This is a genomic window from Cyclobacterium xiamenense (genome assembly GCF_009467825.1).
Lineage (GTDB): Bacteria > Bacteroidota > Bacteroidia > Cytophagales > Cyclobacteriaceae > Cyclobacterium > Cyclobacterium xiamenense.
In genome coordinates this window covers 211404-234416 of the sequence record NZ_WIOK01000003.1, presented here as the reverse complement: position 1 = coordinate 234416, position 23013 = coordinate 211404, and the positions used below count along the sequence as shown (strand labels likewise).

Annotated in this window: 20 protein-coding genes; 15 read left to right on the top strand and 5 right to left on the bottom strand. The window is 48.1% G+C overall.

Going from position 1 to position 23013, the window contains the following annotated elements:
• Window position 1: 1 nt before the first annotated feature.
• Together porM and porN are read left to right on the top strand one after the other, a co-directional pair.
• Window positions 2-1603, top strand: a complete 1602-nt coding sequence (gene porM, locus GCU44_RS03725; protein WP_154853939.1) for a type IX secretion system motor protein PorM/GldM — start codon at window positions 2-4, stop codon at window positions 1601-1603.
• Between the two features lie 45 nt (window positions 1604-1648).
• Window positions 1649-2473, top strand: coding sequence for a type IX secretion system ring subunit PorN/GldN (porN, locus tag GCU44_RS03720; protein ID WP_154853937.1), 825 nt, complete (start codon window positions 1649-1651; stop codon window positions 2471-2473).
• 60 nt (window positions 2474-2533) lie between these two features.
• Here the strand turns inward: porN and uvrC are convergent, their stop codons facing one another.
• The 3 genes from uvrC to porW are packed head-to-tail and all read right to left on the bottom strand — an operon-like array spanning window position 2534 to window position 9360.
• Complete coding sequence (gene uvrC, locus GCU44_RS03715; RefSeq protein ID WP_092174805.1) at window positions 2534-4327, bottom strand: excinuclease ABC subunit UvrC; 1794 nt, start codon at window positions 4325-4327, stop codon at window positions 2534-2536.
• A 45-nt stretch (window positions 4328-4372) separates the two neighbouring features.
• A complete protein-coding gene (locus GCU44_RS03710) occupies window positions 4373-6685 on the bottom strand; it encodes a penicillin-binding protein 1A (RefSeq protein WP_174238226.1) in 2313 nt (770 codons plus the stop codon).
• 8 nt (window positions 6686-6693) lie between these two features.
• Window positions 6694-9360, bottom strand: coding sequence for a type IX secretion system periplasmic lipoprotein PorW/SprE (porW, locus tag GCU44_RS03705; RefSeq protein ID WP_241684827.1), 2667 nt, complete (start codon window positions 9358-9360; stop codon window positions 6694-6696).
• Window positions 9361-9443: 83 nt separating this feature from the next.
• Between porW and GCU44_RS03700 the strand changes: the two genes are divergently transcribed.
• The 11 genes from GCU44_RS03700 to selD all read left to right on the top strand — a co-directional run bounded on the left by GCU44_RS03700 (window position 9444) and on the right by selD (window position 18620).
• Window positions 9444-10319, top strand: coding sequence for a M23 family metallopeptidase (locus GCU44_RS03700; protein WP_154853931.1), 876 nt, complete (start codon window positions 9444-9446; stop codon window positions 10317-10319).
• A 2-nt stretch (window positions 10320-10321) separates the two neighbouring features.
• Complete coding sequence (locus tag GCU44_RS03695) at window positions 10322-10741, top strand: bactofilin family protein (protein ID WP_092173414.1); 420 nt, start codon at window positions 10322-10324, stop codon at window positions 10739-10741.
• Window positions 10707-10937 carry an AtpZ/AtpI family protein gene (locus tag GCU44_RS03690; RefSeq protein ID WP_092173417.1) on the top strand — a complete coding sequence of 77 codons (231 nt, stop codon included), beginning with the start codon at window positions 10707-10709 and terminating at the stop codon, window positions 10935-10937. The genes GCU44_RS03695 and GCU44_RS03690 overlap by 35 nt, the downstream gene beginning before the upstream one ends.
• Window positions 10938-11381: 444 nt before the next feature.
• Window positions 11382-12404, top strand: coding sequence for a F0F1 ATP synthase subunit A (gene atpB, locus GCU44_RS03685; protein WP_154853928.1), 1023 nt, complete (start codon window positions 11382-11384; stop codon window positions 12402-12404).
• Between the two features lie 43 nt (window positions 12405-12447).
• Window positions 12448-12705 (top strand): ATP synthase F0 subunit C, encoded by a 258-nt coding sequence (gene atpE, locus GCU44_RS03680; protein ID WP_010854327.1) that lies wholly within the window; start codon window positions 12448-12450, stop codon window positions 12703-12705.
• A gap of 80 nt (window positions 12706-12785) precedes the next feature.
• A complete protein-coding gene (atpF, locus tag GCU44_RS03675; RefSeq protein WP_154853925.1) occupies window positions 12786-13280 on the top strand; it encodes a F0F1 ATP synthase subunit B in 495 nt (164 codons plus the stop codon).
• A gap of 10 nt (window positions 13281-13290) precedes the next feature.
• Window positions 13291-13851, top strand: a complete 561-nt coding sequence (gene atpH / locus GCU44_RS03670; protein ID WP_092173429.1) for an ATP synthase F1 subunit delta — start codon at window positions 13291-13293, stop codon at window positions 13849-13851.
• A 34-nt stretch (window positions 13852-13885) separates the two neighbouring features.
• Window positions 13886-15466 carry a F0F1 ATP synthase subunit alpha gene (gene atpA / locus GCU44_RS03665; RefSeq protein ID WP_092173432.1) on the top strand — a complete coding sequence of 527 codons (1581 nt, stop codon included), beginning with the start codon at window positions 13886-13888 and terminating at the stop codon, window positions 15464-15466.
• A gap of 39 nt (window positions 15467-15505) precedes the next feature.
• Complete coding sequence (gene atpG, locus GCU44_RS03660; protein WP_154853922.1) at window positions 15506-16378, top strand: ATP synthase F1 subunit gamma; 873 nt, start codon at window positions 15506-15508, stop codon at window positions 16376-16378.
• 198 nt (window positions 16379-16576) lie between these two features.
• The gene (gene mnmH, locus GCU44_RS03655) at window positions 16577-17599 is read left to right on the top strand and encodes a tRNA 2-selenouridine(34) synthase MnmH (protein WP_154853919.1); all 1023 of its coding nucleotides are present in this window, start codon (window positions 16577-16579) and stop codon (window positions 17597-17599) included.
• Window positions 17580-18620 (top strand): selenide, water dikinase SelD, encoded by a 1041-nt coding sequence (gene selD / locus GCU44_RS03650; protein WP_154853916.1) that lies wholly within the window; start codon window positions 17580-17582, stop codon window positions 18618-18620. Before mnmH ends, selD begins: the two co-directional genes overlap by 20 nt.
• Here the strand turns inward: selD and GCU44_RS03645 are convergent.
• Together GCU44_RS03645 and GCU44_RS03640 are read right to left on the bottom strand one after the other, a co-directional pair.
• Entirely contained in the window at window positions 18617-19543 is a 927-nt protein-coding gene (locus GCU44_RS03645; protein ID WP_154853913.1) for an SGNH/GDSL hydrolase family protein, read from the bottom strand. The genes selD and GCU44_RS03645 overlap by 4 nt on opposite strands.
• Before the next feature lie 72 nt (window positions 19544-19615).
• Window positions 19616-20719: a hypothetical protein gene (locus tag GCU44_RS03640; RefSeq protein ID WP_154853910.1), complete on the bottom strand. Its 1104-nt coding sequence runs from the start codon at window positions 20717-20719 to the stop codon at window positions 19616-19618.
• 366 nt (window positions 20720-21085) lie between these two features.
• Here GCU44_RS03640 and GCU44_RS03635 point away from each other — a divergent pair, with 366 nt between their 5' ends.
• Window positions 21086-21481 (top strand): tyrosinase family protein, encoded by a 396-nt coding sequence (locus GCU44_RS03635; protein ID WP_206670800.1) that lies wholly within the window; start codon window positions 21086-21088, stop codon window positions 21479-21481.
• A 410-nt stretch (window positions 21482-21891) separates the two neighbouring features.
• On the top strand, window positions 21892-22734 hold the full coding sequence (locus GCU44_RS03630) for an endonuclease/exonuclease/phosphatase family protein (protein ID WP_154853904.1): 843 nt from the start codon (window positions 21892-21894) through the stop codon (window positions 22732-22734).
• Window positions 22735-23013: the final 279 nt, after the last annotated feature.

Sequence of the window (23013 nt, the reverse complement as noted above, 5' to 3'; positions counted from 1 at the left end):
TATGGCGGGTGGTAAAGAAACACCAAGGCAGAAAATGATCGGGATGATGTACCTGGTTCTTACTGCTTTATTGGCACTACAGGTAAGTAACCAAATCCTTCAGAAGTTTATTCTGATCAATGACGGTTTGGAGCGAACATCGACGAATTTCATCAAGAAAAATCAGTTTTCTGTAAATATCATTTCCTCTACCGTGGAACAGCAGGGCAACAACCCGGTGGACGTCCCAAAGGTGGAAGTAGCGCAGCAAATACGAGAGAAGAGTTCGGAGCTTTACCAGTATCTGGAGGAGGCCAAAGCACGGTTAATCGAGGAATCAAACGCGATTGACGATGAGGGAAACTTCAAGACCTCGGCGCTGAAGAACGTAGACATACCCGGCAATATTTTTAATAATAATCGCCTGGGGTACGAAATGCAGGAAAAGCTCAACGAATACCCGGAGGATCTAACTCAGATGCTGGCCGATCTGAACATCCCGGTTTCTTTTGAGAAGATCGCCAAGGACGCCAATGAGATCGACCTGTTTAAAAACGATGTCGACGTCAGTTATAAAGACTATGTAAATCTGAATTACGTAAAATCTCCCATAGGAGCGGTCCTGGCCATTATTAGCCAGCACCAGAATGAAGTCCTCAATATAGAAAGCGAAGCCCTCAACGCGATCACCAATTCTTTGGGCTCGTTTATCTTTGAAGCAGACAATTTAAAGGCGCGCGTTGCCGCAAATTCCAATGTGGTGGCCGCAGGGACCACGTTCGAAGCAGAAATGTTTTTGGCTTCTTCTTCATCCTCTACGGAATTAAAGATGACGGCTGATGGCCGTGAGATACCCGTAGAGGCCGGATTTGGTAAAATTGCATTCCCAGTAGCTCCTGCGTCGAATTACGATGACCGGGGTCTTGCACCCCGGACGCTTAGAGGGGAAATCGTCGTGCCCATAGGTGGGCAGGACAGTGTGTTTACCATCGATTACGACTATTTTGTGGCCCAGCCGGTCATCAAAGTTAGCTCGGAGGTTGTAAACCAGCTGTATGCAGAATGCGCCAACGATTTGGTGATCGAAGTGCCTGCACTTGGGAATTCCTATGCCCCGGAGTTCTCGGTCGCCGGCGGTCAGGCCATCAAGGGTTCCCGGCCTTCCGACGTGACGGTAATTCCGGCTGCTTCAGGGACGGTAAACATTACGGTTTCCAGTGGAGGCAATCGCATTGGTACCGTAGAGTACGATATTAAGCCGGTACCGGCACCCACGATCCGTCCGTTTAACGGGGACACCCAAATTGATTTACAGAATCCCACTCCTGCCAATGGCTTGACCAACTTGCAAATACGAGCGATACCGGAGCCAACATTTGGTCGGACCATGTCCAGAGATGCTAATTTTGAGGTGACTGCAGGGGAGGTTCGATTGGTTAGAAACGATGTGCCCAGAGAAAGCGTAAACATTACCGGACAAAATGTAGCGGTCAGGAATTTGCTGGCACAGGCGCAGGGTGGAGATCGACTGGTGATAATTGCCAGGGAAGTAACCCGAACCAATTTTAGAGGAAATAAAATTACAAGTACCGTTAACGAAGTCTTTTCCATTCCGATCAGGTAATAAGTCCTCGTTTGGAGCGTTGTAGAATTAAATGAGAGAGAAACCATGATTGTATCGATAAAATCATCCCTGACGAATTGGCTGTTTTGCCTGGCGCTAAGCTTGTTGGCCCTGCCGGCATTTTCTCAAAACACCAATACCCAAAATCCGAATATGGATCTGGGCGATACCGAGTTTGAGATGGACACGGTCTTTTCTGTACTTCCTATTCGGGAGGACGATAAAATGTACCAAGTGGGAGTATGGAGAAGGATTGACCTTCGGGAAAAGTTCAACCTACCCCTTTATGGAACCGGTGGACTTAAATCGGATGGCATCATGATGAACATCTACAATGCCATCGTAAACGAAAATGCATTCGAAATTTTTGCGGACGAAGAGTTTACACAGCCGCTTTCTATTAGTGAGTTCCAAACGAATTTTCTCACGGCTGAAAACGGAGATAGCACGTTTGTAAAGGACATCTATTACCTGGATTTTCGGGAGGACTTTGTATTTGACAAGCACCGGTCGGAGGTAAAATTTGATGTTAAATACCTGGAGTTGGTCATGCCCTCCGAAACCAATTCTGGAGCTGGTCAAAAGTCCATCGCTTTTATTCGATTCAAGGATTTTTACGAGTATTTTGATGATATGGAGAAGGGGCAGTGGCTAAATTTCCAAAATACATCCAAACACCTTCCTTACAGCCAGGCCTTTGATCTGCGGTTGTTCCGATCGGTGGTAAGAAAATACACCAACCCGGATAACGCACTTATCGTCGACATGATTGATCCAAATAATCCCAATGCGCAGTTGCAGGCTTTTCTGAACTCCCTGGAATTTGAATACGATTTGCTCGAATGGGAAAACAACTTGTGGGAGTGGTAGAAAAAAAGGAATTTGAACCGTTTTTTGCATAAAAGAGGCGACTTCTTGAAGTCGCTTTTTTTATGGGTGAATGGCCGAAAAAATTTTTTCCGCCTTGTCTTTTCCTACCAATTCGACGAGCGACTCCCTGCTTGCGCTTTCGATATTTTTGAAGGATTTGAAATGCTTCAGAAGCTTTTGAGCGGTACTCTCGCCGATTCCCTCGATGTGGGTTAATTGGGAACCCAGCGCGCCTTTGCTTCGGAGGTTTCGGTGAAAGGTTATGGCAAATCGGTGGGCTTCATCGCGGATTCGTTGAATTAGCCGAAGGGATTCAGACTTTTTGTCGATAAATACGGGGTATTGATCCCCTGGGAAATAGATTTCTTCCAGCCGCTTGGCGATTCCAATAATGGGGATTTTTCCATACAAGTCCAGATCACGCAAGGCAGCTACTGCAGACGACAATTGCCCTTTACCCCCATCAATGACGATCAGGTTTGGAAGCGAAGTACCTTCCTCAAGGATTCGCTTGTACCGTCGTTGCACTACCTCTTCCATGCTGGCAAAGTCATTCGGTCCTGTCACCGTTTTGATGTGGTAGTGGCGGTATTCTTTCTTAGCGGGCTTACCGTCCATAAAGCACACCATACTCGCCACAGGATGGCTCCCCTGAATGTTTGAATTGTCAAAGCACTCGATATGTTTCGGTAGTTCCCTGAGCGAGAGATCCTGTTGCAATTGAAGCAAGACCCGGTTTTTCTTGTTTTTATTCTCACCGGCCAGGAGTGCTTTTTCTTTTTTGTAATACAGGGCGTTTTTTAGACTCAGTTCTACCAGTTTTCGTTTGTCTCCGATTTTTGGAACGGTGAAAACCATCCCCTCTGGCAGATCCTCGCAGTCCTTATTTACTAGCACTTCTTTTGCGTCGCTCTGAAATTGGTCGCGAAGGTGAACGACTGCAGTAAGTAACAAATCCTGATCGGATTCGTCCAGACGTTTTTTGAGTTCCACGGTTTTGCTCAGTGTGATGGCTCCATTTTTTATTCGGAGGTAATTGACGAAAGCAAATTTTTCGTCGCTCACAATGGCGAATACATCGAGACTATCGGTATTGGGGTTGATTACGAGCGATTTGGCCTGGTATTTTTCCAGTAGATCCAGTTTCTCTTTGAAGAGATGAGCCTGCTCGTAGTCTAACGATGCTGCCGCAGCCTGCATGTTTTCCTTAAAGTAAGATTTGGCCACGCCGAGGTTTCCTTTGAGAATGTTTTTTGCCTGCTCAATGTCGTACCGGTAGCTTTTTTCATCCTGGTGCCCTTCACAGGGACCTTTGCAGTTTCCCAGATGGTATTCGAGGCAAACCTTGAATTTATCGGCAGCAATCTTTTCTGGCGAGAGGTCTAGCTTGCAGGTTCGGATGGTAAATAGTGAGAGGATGAGGTCCAGCACATTGTTCATAGCCTTGACGCTGGCAAAGGGACCAAAATAGGTACCTCTGGAGGGAATGACGCGTCTGGTAGGATAGATTCTGGGGAAATGCTCATTCGTAAGCACCAGGTAGGGATACGTTTTATCGTCCTTCAATAAGACGTTGTACCTGGGCTGGGCTTTTTTGATGAGGTTGTTTTCCAATAACAAGGCATCAAATTCGGAATTGACAATGGTGATTTCAATCGTCTGTATTTCCCGCACCATTCTGCGGGTTTTTTGGTTGATCCCCGAATTTTTATTGAAATAGCTACCGACCCGTTTTTTGAGATTCTTTGCCTTTCCTACATAGATGAGTTTGCCTTCTTTGTTGTAATACCGGTACACCCCCGGAAGATCGGGAAGTTGATGGTGTTCGGCAGGCAGGTAAGAAGGGGAAAGCATGTCCATATAGACAGAATCGTAAAATCCAACAGATTGTTCCGCAGATTAAAAATCCGTGCTGGTTGCATCGTAATCGAACTCCTGGTATACATCCTGATTCAGATCGTATTTGGAGCAATCAATTTCGATGCTGAGGGGTCTTTCCGGTTTGGGGAAAGGGCCTTTGGTTATACCCAAGCTGGGGTCTTCATACACTTTGGTCATGAATTTTGCCCAGATAGGTCGGGCGGTGCGGGAACCCTGCCCGTTGAGCCAACTGCGAAAGTGGATGGCACGGTCGTCTCCACCCACCCAAACGCCACTGACCAGGTCTTTGGTGATGCCGATGTACCAGCCATCTGAGGCATTTTGTGTGGTCCCTGTTTTGCCGCCAATTTCGTTCCCTTCGTCCCGCAGGTTACGAGGCAATCCCTGACTGGTACCGCCCTCTTCTTCTGTACCTCCCCGCAACATGTAGACCATAATGTAGGCATGTTCCTCACTCATGGCCGGGCGTTTTCTCGGAATGAACTGATGCAATACGTTGCCATTTTTGTCTTCAATCCGGTCGATGTATATGGGAGTAATGTGTTCTCCCTTGTTGACGAAGGTGCTAAATGATCCGACCATTTCCATAATGGAGACGTCTACGGTGCCCAAGGCCAATGCAGGTACTTCTTCCAGTTCACTGGTAATCCCAATTCGATGGGCCGTCTCCACCACCACGCCCGGACTCAGTTTTTTCATCATATAGGCGGTGATCGAATTTACCGACTGGGACATGGCAGCACGGATGGTCATGCGTTCGAAGGTGAATTCCCCATTGGCATTGCTCGGTCGCCAGGTGGGTTGGTCGGGTTGGTTGATTTCAACCGGCTGATCGATGACCGTATAGCAGGGGCCGTACCCATTTTCAATTGCTGCTGCATACACAAAGGGCTTGAAGGTAGACCCAGGCTGCCGTTTGCCTTGCTTGACATGGTCGTACTTGAAATACTTGTGGTTGGTACCTCCCACCCAGGCTTTGATGTGCCCACTGTGTGGATCCATCGAAACGAATCCGGTTTGCAGAAATTTTTTGTAATACCGAAGAGAATCCATGGTACTCATGAGGGTATCGATTTCGCCCTTTTCGTACGAGAATACGGTCATTTTTTTCTTTTCGTTGAGTTTGACGGAAATGCTATCCTCGTTATCTCCGTAGCGGGATTTCAGGTTTCGGTAGGCCTGTGTTCGTTTTACTGCATTTTCAATAAAATCCGGAATTACCCTGCCCTGGCTGTCTATCCAGGGATCGCGGTTACCCATTTCTTCTCTAAATTTCGCCTGAAGTTCTGGCATGTGTTCGGCTACCGCCTCTTCGGCATATTTCTGAAGCCGGCTGTCAATGGTGGTATACACGCGCAATCCATCACCAAAGAGATCGTAATTGCTTCCGTCGGGCTTGAGGTTTTCTTTTGTCCACTGGATCAGATCAGCCTTTACTACTTCCCGAAAGTAGGTAGCCAAGCCTTCATTGTGTCCTTCCACCAGGTATTCCAGCTCAATGGGTAGCTTGGACAGGCTATCGAATTGGGATTGCGTGATGAACCCGTACTTATTCATCTGAGAAAGTACCGTATTTCGTCTCCGGTTGGAATTCTCGGGATTATACACGGGGCTGTAATAGGAGGGCGCTTTGAAAAGTCCGACCAGGGTGGCGGATTCCTGGATATTCAGATCCCTTGGCTCCTTGTTAAAAAATGTACCGGCGGCAGTTTTGATCCCAAAGGCGTTGCTACCAAAGTCGGAAGTATTCAGGTACATGGTAAGCAATTCTTCTTTGGTATAGGCCCGTTCCAGTTTTGCAGCCACGATCCATTCCTTGGTTTTGATAATGACCATGCGCAAAATGGGAACATTGCTGAGAAGGCCCTGGGATTCCCTGGTCCGGGTTTTAAACAAGTTTTTTGCCGTCTGTTGACTCAGCGTACTTCCTCCCCCGGCACCCCGTTGACCGAGTAGCAAGGTTTTGACCAACACCCGTGACAGACCTCTGGGATCAATTCCGGAATGGTCTTCGAAGCGAACATCCTCCGTGGCGATGAGGGCGTTTATCAGGTTGGGGGAGAGTTCGTTATAGCTGACAGGTGTCCGGTTTTCCCGGAAGTATTTTCCCAGCAAAACGCCGTCTGCCGAATAGAGCTCCGATGCCAGTTCGCTTTCTGGGTTTTCCAGGGATTCAAAGTCCGGCAAGTCTCCAAAAAGACCCAGAAAGTTGACATTCACTGCAGCGATGAAGAGAACGATCCCTACCAAACCCACAATAAAAACCAGCCACATGTACCGGATGATTTTCGTGTACAGGGGCATGCGGTTACTTTTCTTATTCGTATTCATATAGGTTATCAGTAAGCTTGCTCATAGAAGGTCCGGTATTCTTCCAGATCTTTTCGTTTGTTGAGTTGCTGAAAATTTTCTATGGAAATCACAAAACTACTATTTTTTATCTCCTCAGGTAAGGAATCATTGTTAAAACTGTTTAAAAACGTATCCAGGTATTCCAGGGATTTTTCAGCATTTGGAAAGGGGCTGATGATTAAAATTTTGGTCTCTCGGTTGAGCGCGATGGTTCCGGTTCGTAAGCGCTCATTGGTGAAATTTGCCGTATGGAAATTTTCCAATTCGGCGGTTAGGTTGCCAACGTTTTCCGCCAACTCCTCGCCCATTGGTAAAATGAAGATATGGGTTTGACTGGGGTTTTCGCTGTACGGAGACAGGTCGCCTGGGGTGGAGGGGGCTGTCTCGGCCTCTTCGCCTGACCCATCTTCAGCCCCCATTTGGGCAGTTTGCTCTTCCGGTACATCGGACGCGTCTCCTTCACTGACTGCCTGCAGCAGATTCCCGGCAAATTCCAGTAGTTTTTCGTCCTGGGCATTTTGCAGAAATCCTTCCAATCGTTCCTTGTATTGGTCTACCGACTCCAGCTTTCCGGCAACGAGAATATCCAGCAGCAATAATCGGTCCGTATGTTTGCTCAGGGGGTATCGGTTTAGTGTTTCCCGAATGATGCCCCGGGCGGCGGCATATTCTCCCTCACCATAATGCGCGTAGGCTTTTTTGTAGTTTTGGGCCGATTCGAAATTTGCCTGGGAGCCGGATACCTCTTCTGGATTGTTAACGGATTTCGTAAACTGGGAATTGGGAAATTCGGTATTTAGTAACTGCGCGTATCGTTCCGGGTTGCGGTTCAAATCGCGTGAGGCAAGGTACAAGGTGTAGTAGGCTTCTGGCTTTTTTGGCGTTTCGGGAAATTCGTCGATCAATTTTTCGAGATTGGCAATGGCCGTTTCAGGGCGCTTCAGGTCGAAGTAAAGCAGCTTACCCAGGTTAAAATAGGCATTTTCGGTCTCTTCGAGCATTTTTTGCCGGGTCTCCGGTTCGTTGGGGATTTGGCTAAGCAGGCTGCTTTTGTCCGGAAGTTGTGTGGCAAACGAGGCTTCGGAAGAGGTTTCCGTAAGATCCTCGGCTTCTACTGCGGTGGAAGGGCTCGTTTCATCGGTATTGTCCTGAAAGCCCCGGTTACTACTCCGCCAATTATCCGAGAGCGGTCGATTGCCCCAGGTTCTGCTGAATTCAAGCGAGCCTCGTTGGATCGCAGCCGGGTTATCCCAGTAAAAGCTTGAGGTGCTTCCTCCGCCGCTTCCGCCAAATGCCAGCAGGTTGTCGAAAATTCCCGTGGTTTTCTTTTCGCTGGCCTCCTCGGCCTCCCGGATGAGGCGTTCTTCTTCCTGGGCCAGGTACGTATCCACGTAAGCCTCCTGCTCGGCTGCACTAAGTTGGCTTAGCCGTAAAAGGCTGTCATTTCTCGTCAGCAGCTCGTAGTTTTCGGCATATTGATCGAAGACCACCTTCCGTGATGCAAGGGAAGCGTAATTTCGATCGGTTTCTTTGAATTTTGCAAGGGCACTGTCCAGGTAGTACTTGGTTTTAAGAAAATCTTCTTTTTCCCTCAGAAACACCTCCGACAATTCCTCATAGATGTATCCCTTTTGTCGGTCATTTTCTCCAGGTTGTTTTGCCGCTTTTGAATACAAACGTATGGCTTCGTCCAGGTTTCCCTGTTTTTTTTCAAAGCGACCCTTTTCGAATAAGATCACGTCCCGAAATTCGACGTTTTTGTTGTCTGCATACAAGTTATCGTAATAATCCCGTACACGCTTCAGGTCTTTGCTTTTTTCCAACTCGGCCACCTGCTGAGAATACAATTGGGCAAAAAAGGTTCGTTCGTAGGTTGGACTCCCGGACAGCGATTTTTGGTAGTATTCGTAGGCGAAGGCATCCAGGCCGGCAAGTTGGTACATCTGCCCCAAAATGAAATTGATCCGGGAAGCCTCTGCTTTGTCATCGGTAAACTCCAGGGCCTTAAACAGTGAAGGCACAATCATGTCCGTCTCGCCCCTGGCTTCGTAGTAGTAGGCCAGCGTGGTGTACAACAACTTTTTGTTCTCCCGGCTGATGGAAGGTTCTTTGGAAAGGTAGTCTACCACAAAATTCGCGTCTTCAAACTGCCGGAGATCAATGAACGATTTCAGTAAGCGAATCAGCGATTCGTGGCGTACCTCGTCCTGCGCGCTGTTTACATTCAGGTACTTGAAGGTATTTTGTGCCTCGTCAAACTTTGCCTGGTAATAATCTACTCGTCCGATCAATAAATAGGAAGGATCCACCCATTTGCTGATTTTATGCCAGTCCACCGCTTTGGACGCCATTTCTCTGGCCTCGACCAACAACTCCTCATTTGCTTCAATGATGCTGCTATCGATCGGATAAAATACGGGCAACACCTGCGAAAAATCTTCCTGGTATTCCTGCGCTAGTTTATTCTCCAATTCCTTAATTTTTTCTTTGGCGTAATAATAGGCATTGAACCTGGCCGTTGTGTTATGGTACAGGCGGTTGGTGAAGGTGTCCTTTTGAGAGGAACAGGCCAGCAAACCTGAAAGTAGGAGGAAAGCAGTCAGTATGGAAATAAATGCGTTGTACAAGTTGTCGCGTGTTGGTTGATGGTCCAAATTAGTTCTTTTGAAAGAAAAATTTAAACGAAAGGAATTAAATTCTATTTTTGTAAAAGATAATGCATTAAACAGGGATACCATTGAGCGTAAAACAGAAAATAAACGACTGGATTGAAACCAAGTTTCTGATTGTCATCAGGAAGGAGGAGGACTTTTCGGTCATTACTTCCTTTACTATTACGAAGATACGGGTTGGATTATTGTTCACCTTGTTATTTCTCACCTGTTTTGTGTTGTCCTTGTTTTTGTCCAAGACGCTACTGGCCCGTTGGTTTGATCCCATGTACGTGGAAACAGAAAATATGGTGAGAATTTACACCTTGTCCGAGACCATCGATTCGTTGATCGTGGAGGTGGAGGCCAAGGACCAGTACGTGCGAAACATCCAAATGGTGCTTTCCGGAGAAACGGAGCCTGTTGCCGAAGAAGTCAGCCCGGAGGAAAATCAAGGCGAACAGCAGCCCGATAGATCCGGGATCGACCTGTACAAAAGTAGCGAGGCTACCCGGGATATCATCCGTGAGTTTGAATCACTTCCGCTAGAAGAAGGAGGTTTTGGAAGGTTAGACAACAGTACATTTACCGATAATTATTTCTTTCCCCCCGTAAAAGGCGTGGTGACCAACGGCTTTTCTCCCTCGGGAAACCATTTTGGAATAGACGTAGTGGCTGGAGAGGACGAGCCGGTAAAGGCCATCGCAGACGGGACCGTCATTCTCGCTACATGGACGCTTGAAACCGGATATGTAGTTGGGATACAGCATTCGAATGAATTGATTTCGATTTACAAACATAATTCTGTAATATTGAAAGCCGTAGGCGATCCCATCCGCGGAGGAGAGATCGTATCCATCATTGGAAATACCGGCGAGCAGAGCACGGGACAACACCTGCATCTGGAATTGTGGTACAGGGGTAATCCCCTGGATCCCAGGGAATTCATAACATTTGACTAATTATGGCAAAAAATACGGATGATAGAAGAAATACCAACGAGCTGGTGACGTCCAGCAATTTGGTAGCCGTCGGAACGGTGATCGTCGGAAATATTGGTTCACAGGGAAATATCCGCGTGGAGGGGACCGTAGAAGGATCCCTGGATTCCCAGCAAAAGATCATTATCGGCGAATCGGCAAAGGTTAACGGAGACGTTAAGGCGGCCGATGTGGAAATTTCAGGTCAGGTCAATGGGGATATTCATTGCGAAGAATCCTTATTTTTAAAAAAGACCGCATTGATAATCGGCGACATCTACACAAAGAAACTCATCATTGAAAACGGGGCTGAGTTTAATGGGAAATGTAACATGGGGACCAATAATCAGTTGAAAATTGACCGGGAACATGTCAACCCCAAAAAACAAGCCTCCTCAAATTGAGTCGCGAGGCTTTTTGAAATACATAGGGCTCGCTTTTCAGATGGGAACGATCATCGCACTGGGCACCTACCTCGGGTATAGGGTAGACCTCAAGACGGACATGGTTTTTCCGCTGTACCTGCTTATTGGTTGTTTCCTTTCCCTTGCGATCGCCTTTTACCAGCTTTTTAAATCCCTCAAATCCGATGATACCTAAGGGCCCTTCGTCAACCCACACTCCGATCGTCTAGCCATGCATATTGCCCCGATACAATGGATCCTCAAAATTACTGTTTTCACCCTTTTACTCGGGTTACTTGGTGGACTCGGGCAGGCTTTTTTTCCAGGCCCTTGGTTTCACCGACATTTCTGGACCGTTTTACTCTTCTTTGCTCTGTTAACTGGGGTTACGGGGGTGCTGGCGCTTCGGTTGATGCGGCTCGAAATGTTCCATTCAGTCTCGGTCATTCTGGGCACCACGGTGCTTCGATTGCTCCTTAGTATTGGCTTTGTTTTTTTGATTTTATTGCCCGGGGATGAAAATATACTTTGGTTTGTAATTGATTTCTTTATAATTTATTTGTTGTACTTATTGTTTGATATGTACGGCTTAATAACTAATTTGCGCCTTCATTCGAAATAGGCGATAAAAAATATTTTGATGTTCCGCAAATTTATCAGGTTAAGTTTCTTAGTGTCAGTGGTTTTACTGGCTTTTTCTGGCTCCTCGGTGGCGGCCTCCGGTGAAGATGAAGACAAGACTGGTTTCATCATGCACCACATCAAGGATTCCCATGAGTGGCATTTTGCTACCATCGGTCATACCCATGTCACCCTGCCGTTGCCGGTGATCGTTTACTCGGCAGACAGGGGCTTCGAATTCTTTTCCTCCACCTCCTTTGTGGACCCGGACACGCATCATTTTGGTGTCGAACACGCCGGTTATTACATCGACGATCACGACAAGTTGCAGGTAGTTGATGAAAGCAGAAGTTTCATCGACCTGAGCATCACTAAAAACGTAGCCATGCTATTTTTGGTGATAGGGGTTACGCTGTACCTGATGCTCGGGGCATCCAGTCATTACAAAAAACACCCAAACAGCCCTCCGAGAGGGATTGCCTCCTTTGTGGAGCCCATTGTGATTTTCGTACGGGACGAAATCGCCCTACCAAACATCGGGCCCAGGTATAAAAAGTTTACGCCTTACCTGCTATCACTGTTTTTCTTTATTTGGATAGGAAACCTTCTGGGATTGCTTCCCGGAGCGGCAAACCTCACCGGTAATATCGCCGTCACGGTTACCCTGGCGATGATTACGTTTTTCGTCACCAATTTAAACGGAAACCGGGCCTATTGGAAGCACGTAGTGGCCACGCCTGGCGTTCCGCTTCCGTTATTGCTCATCATCGTACCGGTAGAAATTATCGGTTTATTTACCAAACCCTTTGCCCTTACTGTCCGATTGTTTGTAGCCATTACTGCGGGGCACATCGTGATATTGAGTTTTATTGGGTTGATATTTGTCTTTGAATCCTATGCAGTGGGCGTTGCCTCTACCTTGATGGTGGTCTTTATCAATGTAATCGAGCTGTTGGTGGCAACCATTCAGGCATATGTATTTACCTTGTTCTCGGCCATGTATATCGGAGCAGCCGTTGCAGACCACGGACACGATCATTAATTAGAAATTTCTTTGTTCAATTTAATTTAAATAAAAAACGAGTATGTTGACTTCATTATTATTGACTGCCGGTTTTGCACTCATGGGTGCTGGTATCGGTGCCGGAATTGTTGCGATAGGCGCAGGTCTGGGTATTGGTAGAATCGGTGGACAAGCCATGGAAGGCATTGCACGACAGCCAGAGGCAGCTGGAAAAATCCAGACAGCAATGCTGATCATCGCTGCACTTATTGAAGTGGTTTCCTTGTTTGCGGTAGTAGTTTGTCTGCTGATTGCACTTAATGGTAACCTTACTTTCTAGTAAAGGCACAAGGACCGGCATTAGGCCGGTCCTTTACTTAAAATTGAACAACCCCAATATCACGCATAACACGAATTACCATGGATCTGATTAGCCCCGATTTAGGATTGATTGTCTGGCAAACGATTGGTTTTGCCATCCTGTTTCTGCTGCTGGCAAAGTTTGCCTGGAAACCCATACTTTCCGCTTTGGAAGAACGAGACGGGGCCATAGAAGCCTCCCTCAACGAGGCGCAAAAGGCCAAAATGGAAATGGCCAATTTGGTAGCCGAAAACGAGAAGTTGCTTCAGGAGGCACGTATCGAGCGGGATGAAATTCTTCGATCAGCCAACGAATATGCAGCAAAATTAATGGAGGACGCGAAAGGTGAAGCGGCCAGTGCGGGCGCTAAAATGATCGAAGAGGCCAAGGCGGTGATCGAGACAGAAAAACAAGCTGCGTTGACAGATGTGAAGATTCAGGTGGCGGAGATGTCGCTCCTCATCGCCGAAAAGCTGATGAGGCAAAATCTTTCCAGCGAGCCTTCGCAGAAGAAGTTGGTCGAGGAATTTGTAAAAGATATAAAATTAAATTAAACGCTCCGGAATGTCAGCATACAGAGTAGCTTCGCGATACGCAAAATCATTGTTGGAACTGGCAGTGGAGACCAATGTATTGGAAAGCGTGCACGAGGACATGAAGGGTGTTCTCAACACGACCGGGCAAAGCCCGGAGCTGGTTGACCTTATAAAAAGTCCAGTCATCACTTCCGATCAGAAAATGACCGTGATCCGCGCGCTTTTTGGTAAAAACGTTGCCCCCCTTACACTGAAATTTTTTGAGTTAGTGAGCAAGAAGGGCAGGGAAAGCCTGCTTCCCGAAATGGCCCGGGGATTTCACCGCCTGTACAACCAGCACATGGGTATTCAAACGGCCGAGGTAGTTGCTACCATTCAGTTGGACCAGGCATTGCGGGATTCCTTTATTGCGATTGTAAAAGAGTACTCCGGTAAGGACCGGGTGGAGTTGATAGAAAAAATCGATCCCAATCTGATCGGTGGATTTGTTTTAAACATCGAAGACAGGCAGCTTGACGAATCGATAAAGAGCAAGCTGCAACAACTGCGATTGGGTTTTACCCAAAACCTGTACGAGAAGAAATATTAATAAAAGCTGTAATCAATACTAATCCTATACAATAATGGCAGATGTAAGACCTGATGAAGTTTCGGCAATTTTGAAAGAACAACTTTCTGGTGCCAAAACCCAAGCGGAATTGGAAGAAGTTGGGACCGTGCTCCAAGTAGGTGACGGGGTAGCCCGAATTTACGGACTTTCCAAAGCGCAAGCAGGGGAATTGATCGAATTTGAGAATGGTTTGAAAGCCATGGTGCTTAACCTGGAAGAGGACAATGTGGGGGCGGTACTATTTGGTGACGCCAAGTCTGTCAGAGAGGGCGATACCGTCAAGCGAACCAGAAGAATTGCATCCATCAAAGCAGGAGAAGGCATGTTGGGCCGCGTGGTCGATACCTTGGGCACGCCGATTGACGGAAAAGGCCCCCTGGAAGGCGAGTTGTACGAAATGCCGCTGGAGCGTAAAGCCCCGGGGGTGATCTACCGGCAACCCGTAAATGAACCGCTTCAAACCGGTATCAAATCCATCGATGCCATGATTCCTATTGGTAGGGGACAGCGGGAGTTGATCATTGGCGACCGACAGACGGGTAAAACAGCCGTTGCCATCGACACGATACTGAACCAAAAAGAATTCTACGAAAAAGGGGAGCCTGTTTTTTGTATTTATGTGGCAATCGGACAGAAAGCTTCTACCGTGGCAAACGTGGTAGCGGCCCTGGAGAAAGGCGGCGCTTTGCCTTACACGGTTGTTGTAAGTGCCTCTGCTGCAGATCCTGCTCCAATGCAGTTTTTCGCACCCTTCACCGGGGCGGCTATTGGGGAGTTTTTCCGGGATACGGGCAGACCTGCCCTGGTGGTATACGATGACCTTTCCAAGCAGGCAGTGGCATACCGGGAAGTTTCCTTGCTGTTGCGACGGCCTCCGGGACGTGAAGCCTATCCTGGGGACGTTTTTTACCTTCACTCCAGATTGCTCGAACGAGCGGCTAAAATCAACGCCTCCGATAAAATTGCCAGTCAAATGAACGACTTGCCGCCGTCTCTGGTACCGCTCGTCAAGGGAGGGGGATCGTTGACGGCCCTTCCTATCATCGAAACACAGGCAGGGGACGTTTCTGCCTACATTCCTACCAACGTGATTTCCATTACCGATGGGCAGATATTTTTGGAGACCAATCTTTTTAACTCGGGTATTCGACCTGCGATCAACGTGGGTATATCGGTATCGCGTGTGGGTGGTAATGCTCAAATCAAATCGATGAAAAAGGTAGCGGGTACGCTAAAACTGGATCAGGCCCAATTCCGGGAGTTGGAAGCATTTTCCAAATTCGGTTCGGATCTGGATCCCACCACAAAGCGAACCATTGAGCGGGGACGAAGGAATCAGGAAATCTTGAAACAAGGTCAGTATTCACCGGTAAAGGTGGAGTTGCAGGTGGCCATTATTTTCGCTTCTACCAAAGGCTTACTCGATTCCGTACCGGTCGATCAGGTAAAAGCGTTTGAAAAGGATTTCTACAACCTCATCACGGCGCAATATCCCGAAGCACTCACGGCTATCAGCAAGGGCGACATGGACACCATGGGCACATTGCTTAAAAAGGCGGTTGACGAGTTGGCACCAAAATACGCAGCCAAATAATTTTCGGAATTCTGTAACAAAGAAGGATAGCAAGCAATTATGGCCAATCTCAAAGAAGTAAAGGAACGAATCAATTCGGTAAGCTCTACGCAGCAAATCACCAAAGCGATGAAAATGGTAGCGGCGGCCAAATTGAGGAGGGCTCAGGATAAAATTGTTCAAATGAGGCCTTATTCCCAAAAACTGACCTCTATTCTGAATAACATCTCCTCGGGTACCGAAGGGAGTACCGACATTGTGTACGCAGAAGAGCGGGAAGTTTCAAAACTTCTGATCGTAGCTATAACCTCCGATAAAGGCCTGTGCGGTGCCTTCAATTCCAATATCCTTAAAGCTTCCATGGCCCTTATCGAGGAGCACAAGGACAAGGAGATCACCCTGATGCCGGTAGGCAAAAAGGCCTTGGATTATTTTAAAAAGAGGTCGTTCCCCATGAATGCCGATTACGCAAAGTTGTTCGAAGACGTCTCCTTTGATCCGGTAAAGGAAGCGGCCGAATACGTGATGAAGTCATTTGTTGCGGGCAAATTTGACAAGGTGCTGCTTGTGTACAACGAGTTTAAAAACGTAGCGACTCAGGCAGTAGTAAAGGAGCAGTTTTTGCCCATAAGCAAACTGGAGCGGCAAGAAGGAGATTCGCGGCCCAGTCAGGAATACATCGTGGAACCTTCGCGGGAGTATATCATTGAGGAATTGGTTCCCAATTCGCTAAAAATTCAGTTTTACAAAGCCATTTTGGACAGCAACGCCTCCGAGCACGGAGCCAGAATGACGGCCATGAGCAAGGCAACAGACAATGCTGCAGAACTGCTCAAAGAATTGAAGCTGGTGTATAACCGAACCCGGCAGGCTGCCATTACGAATGAAATTCTTGAAATTGTGGCAGGCGCGAATGCTCTAGAGGGAAATTAACCCATTCCGGCTGCCTATGAAAACCGATTGGAATCCTTCAGTCGGTTTTTTTTTGCGCCGGCGATCCCAATGCCCGATTGATAATGCCTATATTGGGTAGCGATTGGGGCGGAAACACCCGCATATCGCACGGAATGGATTTACTGACTGCTGCCGGCAGTCACACAAGCAAATCATCGAGGAGGTAGTTACGAATCCATGAAAGAAATTGAAGCCCGTGAATTTTTAGCGCACAAGCAGGCATTTCCCGTGTTGGATACCCGCTCGCCGGCGGAGTACGAGCAGGGGCATGTACCTGGCGCAGTCAGTTTTCCACTTTTTGAAAACACGGAGCGGGAAACCATCGGAAAACTGTATAAGGAAAAGGGAAAACAGGCAGCCATCAGCGAAGGATTACGGATCACCGGGCCGAAAATGGCGGATTTTATCGAACGGGCTGTAGCTTTTGATGCGCAGCATTTTCTGGTGCATTGTTGGCGGGGAGGTATGCGTTCCCAAAGCATTGCCTGGCTGTTGGAATTGTATGGATTTTCCGTGTGGATCATGAAAGGGGGATACAAAGCGTACCGGAACTCCTTGCTGAGCTATTTTGAAGACCCACCTCCCTTACGGGTACTTACAGGCGCTACTGGCTCCATGAAAACCGCCATGCTCAAGCAACTTCGCCTGACGGGTGAGCAGGTAGTGGATTTGGAGGCCCTGGCGAATCATCAGGGATCCAGCTTTGGAAACCAACTCAGTACGGGACAACCTACCACCGAGCAATTTCAAAACGACCTGTTTGAGGCTTTTCTGGCCTTGGATCCCAAAAAGCCTGTGTGGATCGAAGACGAGTCGTTTTCCATCGGGAGGGTACATTTGATAGAGCCGCTGTACCGCAACATGCAGCTAGCGCCGCATTACCACTTGGAGCTTCCCCTCGAAAAACGGATTGATGTGCTGCTTCGTGATTACGGTCAGCTTTCGGAAGACAAGCTAATTACGGCCATACGGGGTATCGCCAGGAAGCTGGGAGTTACGAATACCGGCGAGGCGATCGCATGTGTGGAGGAGGGTGAACTAGGAAAAGCAGCGGCGATCGTATTGAACTATTACGACCGGGCCTATCGGAAAGGAATCCAACAAAAATCGGATAAAGTCGTTGAAAAATTTTACCTGACCGGCGAAAATTTGGAAGAAACCGCACAATTACTAATCAACTATGGAAAGCGAACCCATTAAATTAACGCAATACAGTCATGGAGCAGGATGCGGTTGCAAGATCTCTCCGGCGGTATTGGCCGAAATGTTGCATCAGGAACAGCCATCCGGTGTTCAGTTTCCCGGGCTCTTGGTAGGCAATGAAGAAAGCGACGATGCGGCGGTATTTGATTTGGATGGCCAAACGGCCATCGTAAGTACCACCGATTTTTTCATGCCCATCGTAGATGACCCGTTTGATTTTGGTGCCATCGCTGCTACCAATGCACTAAGCGATATTTATGCCATGGGCGCCCAACCCTTGATGGCCATTGCCATTTTGGGATGGCCCATCGACAAGTTGGCGGCTGCTGTGGCAAGCCGGGTGCTTGAGGGGGGACGCGCTGTTTGCCACCGCGCCGGGATTCCGCTTGCCGGTGGGCACAGTATCGACGCTCCGGAGCCGATTTTTGGATTGGCAGTGACCGGAAAAATACCGAGTTCCCAGGTAAAACGTAACAACGGGGCCAACGTAGGGGACCTCCTGTACCTGACCAAGCCTCTGGGGGTGGGCATGGTGACCACTGCCGAGAAAAAAGGGTTGGCGGAAGCGGCGGACCTGGTACTGGCCAAAAATGCCATGTTGCAGCTCAACACCATCGGGGCTACGGTGGCGTCCTGGTCCGAAGTTCACGCCATGACAGACGTGACCGGATTTGGGTTGGGCGGGCACCTCACCGAAATGTGTCAAGGCTCGGGCCTCTCCGCAAGGTTGGTAATGGAGCAGGTGCCGCGCTTTCCTTTTGTGGACAAATACCTCAAACTTGGCTGTATTCCCGGAGGTACGCACCGAAACTGGGATAGCTACGGACAGGGCATACAGGTTAAACGGCACGAAGATCAGCTCTTGGTGGCCGACCCGCAGACCAGCGGCGGCTTGCTGATGGCGGTGGATCCACTGGCAAAAAAATCCTTCGAAGAAAAAATGAAGAAAGAGGGCTATGAGGTGTTCCCGTTCGGTGAAATCCTCCCAAAGACAACGTTCACCATCGATCTTACCTAATCCAATAGGTCGGAAATGGTCTGCAATAAGGCTTCGCTTTCCGACAGGGCTTGTTCCAGAGGCAGACCCTCAGGTAAGCCGGGTCGCTTATGCCCCGTGTGGGTGAGCCATGCATCTCGGGCTAACTCCTGCTTTTTACGGACCAGTGGGAGCAAGTCCTGGCCATGGGGAATTGCGACAAACGCGCTGTCGGGCAGCTCCGCTTCCAGGTACCTGGATTCGCCGATTCCTTCCAACAGGCTTTTGGCCATGAGCCAATGCCCCTGTTCAGCGGGATGAATCGCATCCCTGGCCAGGGCAAAGTCGGGGTCGGCTTCTCTGCGGTCTTCCAGAAATTTACGCATCGGCCAATGCAAATCAATCACGCTCCAGCCCGCCGTGTATCGCTGGCTTACCATCCAGGAAGCATAGATGTCCAGGACCACCGCATAGGCCGGATCCTTGGAGGGGTCGAAGACGGGGGGTGTCAGATGGATAATGGAAATTCCCAGCGCCTCGGCTTTTTCTTGTAGCTTTTGTTGGCCGGCTTTGTAGGCTGCAAAACGGGATTCGTCAAAGGGCAGGTATATGCCGTCGTTCATGCCGTAACAGGAGAAAATCAGGTCCGGTGCAACCGCCTCCAGCACGGCATCCAGGCGGTGGTGCAAATCCGGCCTGGGAAACGCACCACCCGCATGCCCTTTTTCCGACAAACCGGCGACCGTTTCACTGGGCAAACCCAAGTTGAAAAACTCCCAGTCTCTGTCCGGATGCATCAATCGGAGGTAGGTTTCGGCATAGGTTAGGTATTGGCCAGCGTAGGTAATGCTATTGCCTAGAAATAGGATTTTTTTTACCGATGAGGGAATGGAATAGGGCGTCTGTGCTCCTAGTGGAAGCAACAGGAAATAGCAGGCAATGCTAAGAATGGCTTTGGAGATCATGAGAAACGTGTGGTTTTGGCGCGAATCAACCAAAGTTACCCAAAATGGATCGTTTTTTTAGGAAAGAAATGCTTACCGCTGATTTTTTTGCTTGATCCATAGCGCAAACCGAACCAGTTCCTCTTCGATACGTTCCCTTTCTGCTTGGTTTTGGTCCAGTTTTTTCTTTAGTTTTTTCAGTTGAAAATCCGGCTTAATTGCCAGCAATCGAAAGAAGAAACTGGTGACAATTAGCCCCTGTCTTGCTTTCATTACCAGTGCTCGTAGCTTGTATCCCCTGGCCAGATGGGTTAGCCGGGCTACTTTAAAAATCCGCAAGGTCCGCACGAAAGAGATGAACGGCAACACAATGATGAGCAAATCGATCCAATTTTTTTTAACGTAGCCGAACTTATCATTGGTAATGGAAACGAGCAGCATAAACTCTAGCGCGAATGCCAGCCAGATAAAGCCTTGCACCATATCCAGAACAAAGGAAAGGTCGGTTTTCAGCAACGCTTCTACCTCTTCGTAAAATTGCCACTCGATAATTAGCACAGGTAGGATCAACAAGGCAACGACAATCATCGGTACGGAAAACTTTTCTTTCAGGTGTTGCAACAGTCCCTCGTTGCATAGAGACCAATGATACACCGGCAACCAGGTCTTGTCGGGTTCTGTATAGTGCCGCAGGCTCATCCCCAAGGGGGGAAACACCAGACTCAGCAGTTTGGGAATAAAGGCCGCCCCTGCAATTTTGGTTTTAGATCGGAAGGAAAGGTAGAGAACCAGCAGCAGGTCGACCAGATACAGCAGCCAAATAATCCCATATACCTGTGCCAACTTGCTTAGGAAAGGGTTCAGGTGGACACCCGCTTCGTCAACAGAGAAATTATTCAGGATAGCTGCCGTGATCAGCAGCATCAGCAAACTGATCAGAAACAAGGGTGCAGCAGTAAGATTCTGATAGCGGGAAAGGCGGGTTACGTTTTCGCTTTTTAGTCCGGTCTGCAAGGATAAGTCCCGAGTCGATTCCAGCTGTAGCAGCATGGGAAAAACAGTGGCTAGTTCTCCAATTGGCTGGAGCATCCCCTCCCGCTTTAGAAGGGTCGCTACCTGGGCAAGAACGTACGGATTTTCACAGCGGTCGATGGCTGCAAGTAGCGAAGCTTTCCTGTCTTTTTGCTGTTGGTTCATAACTACCTATTGACAGGCAAAGATACGCCCTTGCAGCAAGGGACCAAAACCGGCCTCCCTCCCCGGTTGCTAAACAAAATAGATGTAAGTAACCATGCATAAAGAAATAAAAATTTTGCACAAAGAATACTATTGGTACTTGAATACTGGATTAAAAATAAAAGATTTTCCGGGTAGGAAAAAAACAGTAAAAATCCGTCATTTGCTCCGGGAACCGGAAAAAAAAATACGAATAAGGTAACAAGGCTCCGCTGGAAGCATTGATAAGAGCCTGGAAAGGAATTAAATGATTGTCCCCTGAGAACCCCCATTGCGTTTCTTTGCTGGGCGGGATACGAAACGGTCCGGTACCCGCTATCCGGCCGGGTGGACGCGGCAGAGGACCGGGCAGCCACCGAAAAGCACCCTGCACAATTTCCAGCTACATCACAAAACGTCCGCCTCCTCAACGAGAATATCAAGAATTGGCTGAACAGCTCCAGTACGGTAAATGGACAAGTTATACCGACTAACGTTGTGCAGAAATACAAAGATTGCCAGCAAGCGCCAAATTATACGGTGTTTTCGAATACCACGTCCGCACAGGAATGGAACGAAAACCTTGACCAAGGAGAGAAGCCGATGGTGGCGTTGGAATCTCCCCACCATAGCATTCACCGTACGGTGGGAGGCTGTGATATTCCTAGTTACAACCGCTCGCCGATCCCCGGAGCCATTGGCGACATGGGCGAAAACGACACGGCGGGTCTTCATCCCACCTGAAATAATGCGAGGCTTTCGTGGCCTGACAGCTAGAGAAGAATCCAGGCAGGAAAAGACTTCGCCGCGAGTTGCGTAGAAAATACTGGTTGGTAAGGCAAGTCGGGGCCACAAATTATTTCACCGATAGGTATAGGTATTCTCGATAAATCTGACTACATTTTCGTAAACTTTCAATAGCCATGAGCAAGGACAAAGGAGAAAAAAAAACGGATAAGAAAAAGCCCGCCAAGAACATGATGGAGAAAAGGGCAGATAAAAAGCAAAAGCAGGCAGAAAAAAAGAAAAACGGCTAATACCCGTTTGCTCGTACTAACAAATCGCCCCGGAAAAAACCGGGGCTTTTTTCGTTTATTTCCTAACTTGGCGTTCAATCAGCTTAACTAGTAAAAGACAAAATAATCCCTATCCACATGAAAAGAATCGTTTTGTGCTGCATGGCGGCACTTCTCTGGAGCAACTGCTCCTGGGGCCAGGCGGAATCCGCGACCGTTGCTACCTTTAATATCCGGTATGCCAATCCGGGAGATGCGCCGGACACTTGGGAAAACCGAAGGGCCGTGGTGGCGAACCTGATTCGCTTTCACGAATTTGATATTGTAGGAATACAAGAAGGACTCCACCGTCAGGTAATGGACTTAACCGGTCTCTTGCCCAACCATGACTTTGTAGGTGTGGGAAGAGATGATGGCAAAGAGGCGGGAGAATATTCGGCGATTTTTTACAATAAGGAGCGATTTAGTGTACTGCAGAGCGAAACCTTCTGGCTGGCACCCGAAACCAGTTACCCAAATAAAGGGTGGGATGCGGCCTTACCCCGCATCTGTACCTGGGCAAAAATGGAAGATAAAGCGGCGGGAAAGACCTTTTACGTATTCAATACGCATTTTGATCACAGGGGCGTGGAGGCAAGAAACCAATCCGCTCAATTGATTTTGGATAAAATCAAGGCAATTAACCCGGACGGTATACCCGTACTACTTACAGGGGATTTCAACGTGGGTCAGGAGACAGATGCCTACAAACTTCTGAAAGCTGCACCGGGAATGAAAGATACCTTTGATGCCGCGGGCATGGTTTATGCCAACAACGGAACGACCAATGGATTTGATACCAGTACCAGTACCGAACGAATCATCGATCATATCTTTGTGAGCGAAACCATCACGGTGAAAAAATACGGAATACTGACTGATACCTATCATGGCAGGTATCCATCGGATCATTTTCCAGTAATGGCAGTAATCTCTTGGTAACGAATAAAATATCCAGGCGGTAAGGGAATTTCGGCTATGGGAAAGCAAAACAGGCAGTATCCAACCGGACACTGCCTGTTTTGCTTTTATTAGCCTTAAAAAATACGAGTGGTCAGAAAAGCTACCTGAAAAACTTTTCCCGGGCCGGATCAGGCAAGTATGCCCGATCCGACCTGGACCTTTTTTAAAAAATATATCCTACCTGACCAAAAAATTGAATCGCTTCGTTCCCACATCCTCACAAAAATCGAGGTAAAAAAACTTCCTTCCTGCACCCAG

What these genes read in the sequence shown, in the direction of transcription:
- GCU44_RS03640 (WP_154853910.1), bottom strand. Translation starts at nt 20,719, where the DNA reads ATGAACCAACAGCAAAAAGACAGGAAAGCTTCGCTACTTGCAGCCATC.
- porM (WP_154853939.1), top strand. Translation starts at nt 2, where the DNA reads ATGGCGGGTGGTAAAGAAACACCAAGGCAGAAAATGATCGGGATGATG.
- atpE (WP_010854327.1), top strand. Translation starts at nt 12,448, where the DNA reads ATGTTGACTTCATTATTATTGACTGCCGGTTTTGCACTCATGGGTGCT.
- GCU44_RS03695 (WP_092173414.1), top strand. Translation starts at nt 10,322, where the DNA reads ATGGCAAAAAATACGGATGATAGAAGAAATACCAACGAGCTGGTGACG.
- GCU44_RS03630 (WP_154853904.1), top strand. Translation starts at nt 21,892, where the DNA reads ATGAAAAGAATCGTTTTGTGCTGCATGGCGGCACTTCTCTGGAGCAAC.
- atpH (WP_092173429.1), top strand. Translation starts at nt 13,291, where the DNA reads ATGTCAGCATACAGAGTAGCTTCGCGATACGCAAAATCATTGTTGGAA.
- mnmH (WP_154853919.1), top strand. Translation starts at nt 16,577, where the DNA reads ATGAAAGAAATTGAAGCCCGTGAATTTTTAGCGCACAAGCAGGCATTT.
- atpB (WP_154853928.1), top strand. Translation starts at nt 11,382, where the DNA reads ATGTTCCGCAAATTTATCAGGTTAAGTTTCTTAGTGTCAGTGGTTTTA.
- uvrC (WP_092174805.1), bottom strand. Translation starts at nt 4,327, where the DNA reads ATGCTTTCCCCTTCTTACCTGCCTGCCGAACACCATCAACTTCCCGAT.
- selD (WP_154853916.1), top strand. Translation starts at nt 17,580, where the DNA reads ATGGAAAGCGAACCCATTAAATTAACGCAATACAGTCATGGAGCAGGA.
- GCU44_RS03645 (WP_154853913.1), bottom strand. Translation starts at nt 19,543, where the DNA reads ATGATCTCCAAAGCCATTCTTAGCATTGCCTGCTATTTCCTGTTGCTT.
- atpF (WP_154853925.1), top strand. Translation starts at nt 12,786, where the DNA reads ATGGATCTGATTAGCCCCGATTTAGGATTGATTGTCTGGCAAACGATT.
- GCU44_RS03710 (WP_174238226.1), bottom strand. Translation starts at nt 6,685, where the DNA reads ATGAATACGAATAAGAAAAGTAACCGCATGCCCCTGTACACGAAAATC.
- atpA (WP_092173432.1), top strand. Translation starts at nt 13,886, where the DNA reads ATGGCAGATGTAAGACCTGATGAAGTTTCGGCAATTTTGAAAGAACAA.
- GCU44_RS03690 (WP_092173417.1), top strand. Translation starts at nt 10,707, where the DNA reads ATGTCAACCCCAAAAAACAAGCCTCCTCAAATTGAGTCGCGAGGCTTT.
- porN (WP_154853937.1), top strand. Translation starts at nt 1,649, where the DNA reads ATGATTGTATCGATAAAATCATCCCTGACGAATTGGCTGTTTTGCCTG.
- atpG (WP_154853922.1), top strand. Translation starts at nt 15,506, where the DNA reads ATGGCCAATCTCAAAGAAGTAAAGGAACGAATCAATTCGGTAAGCTCT.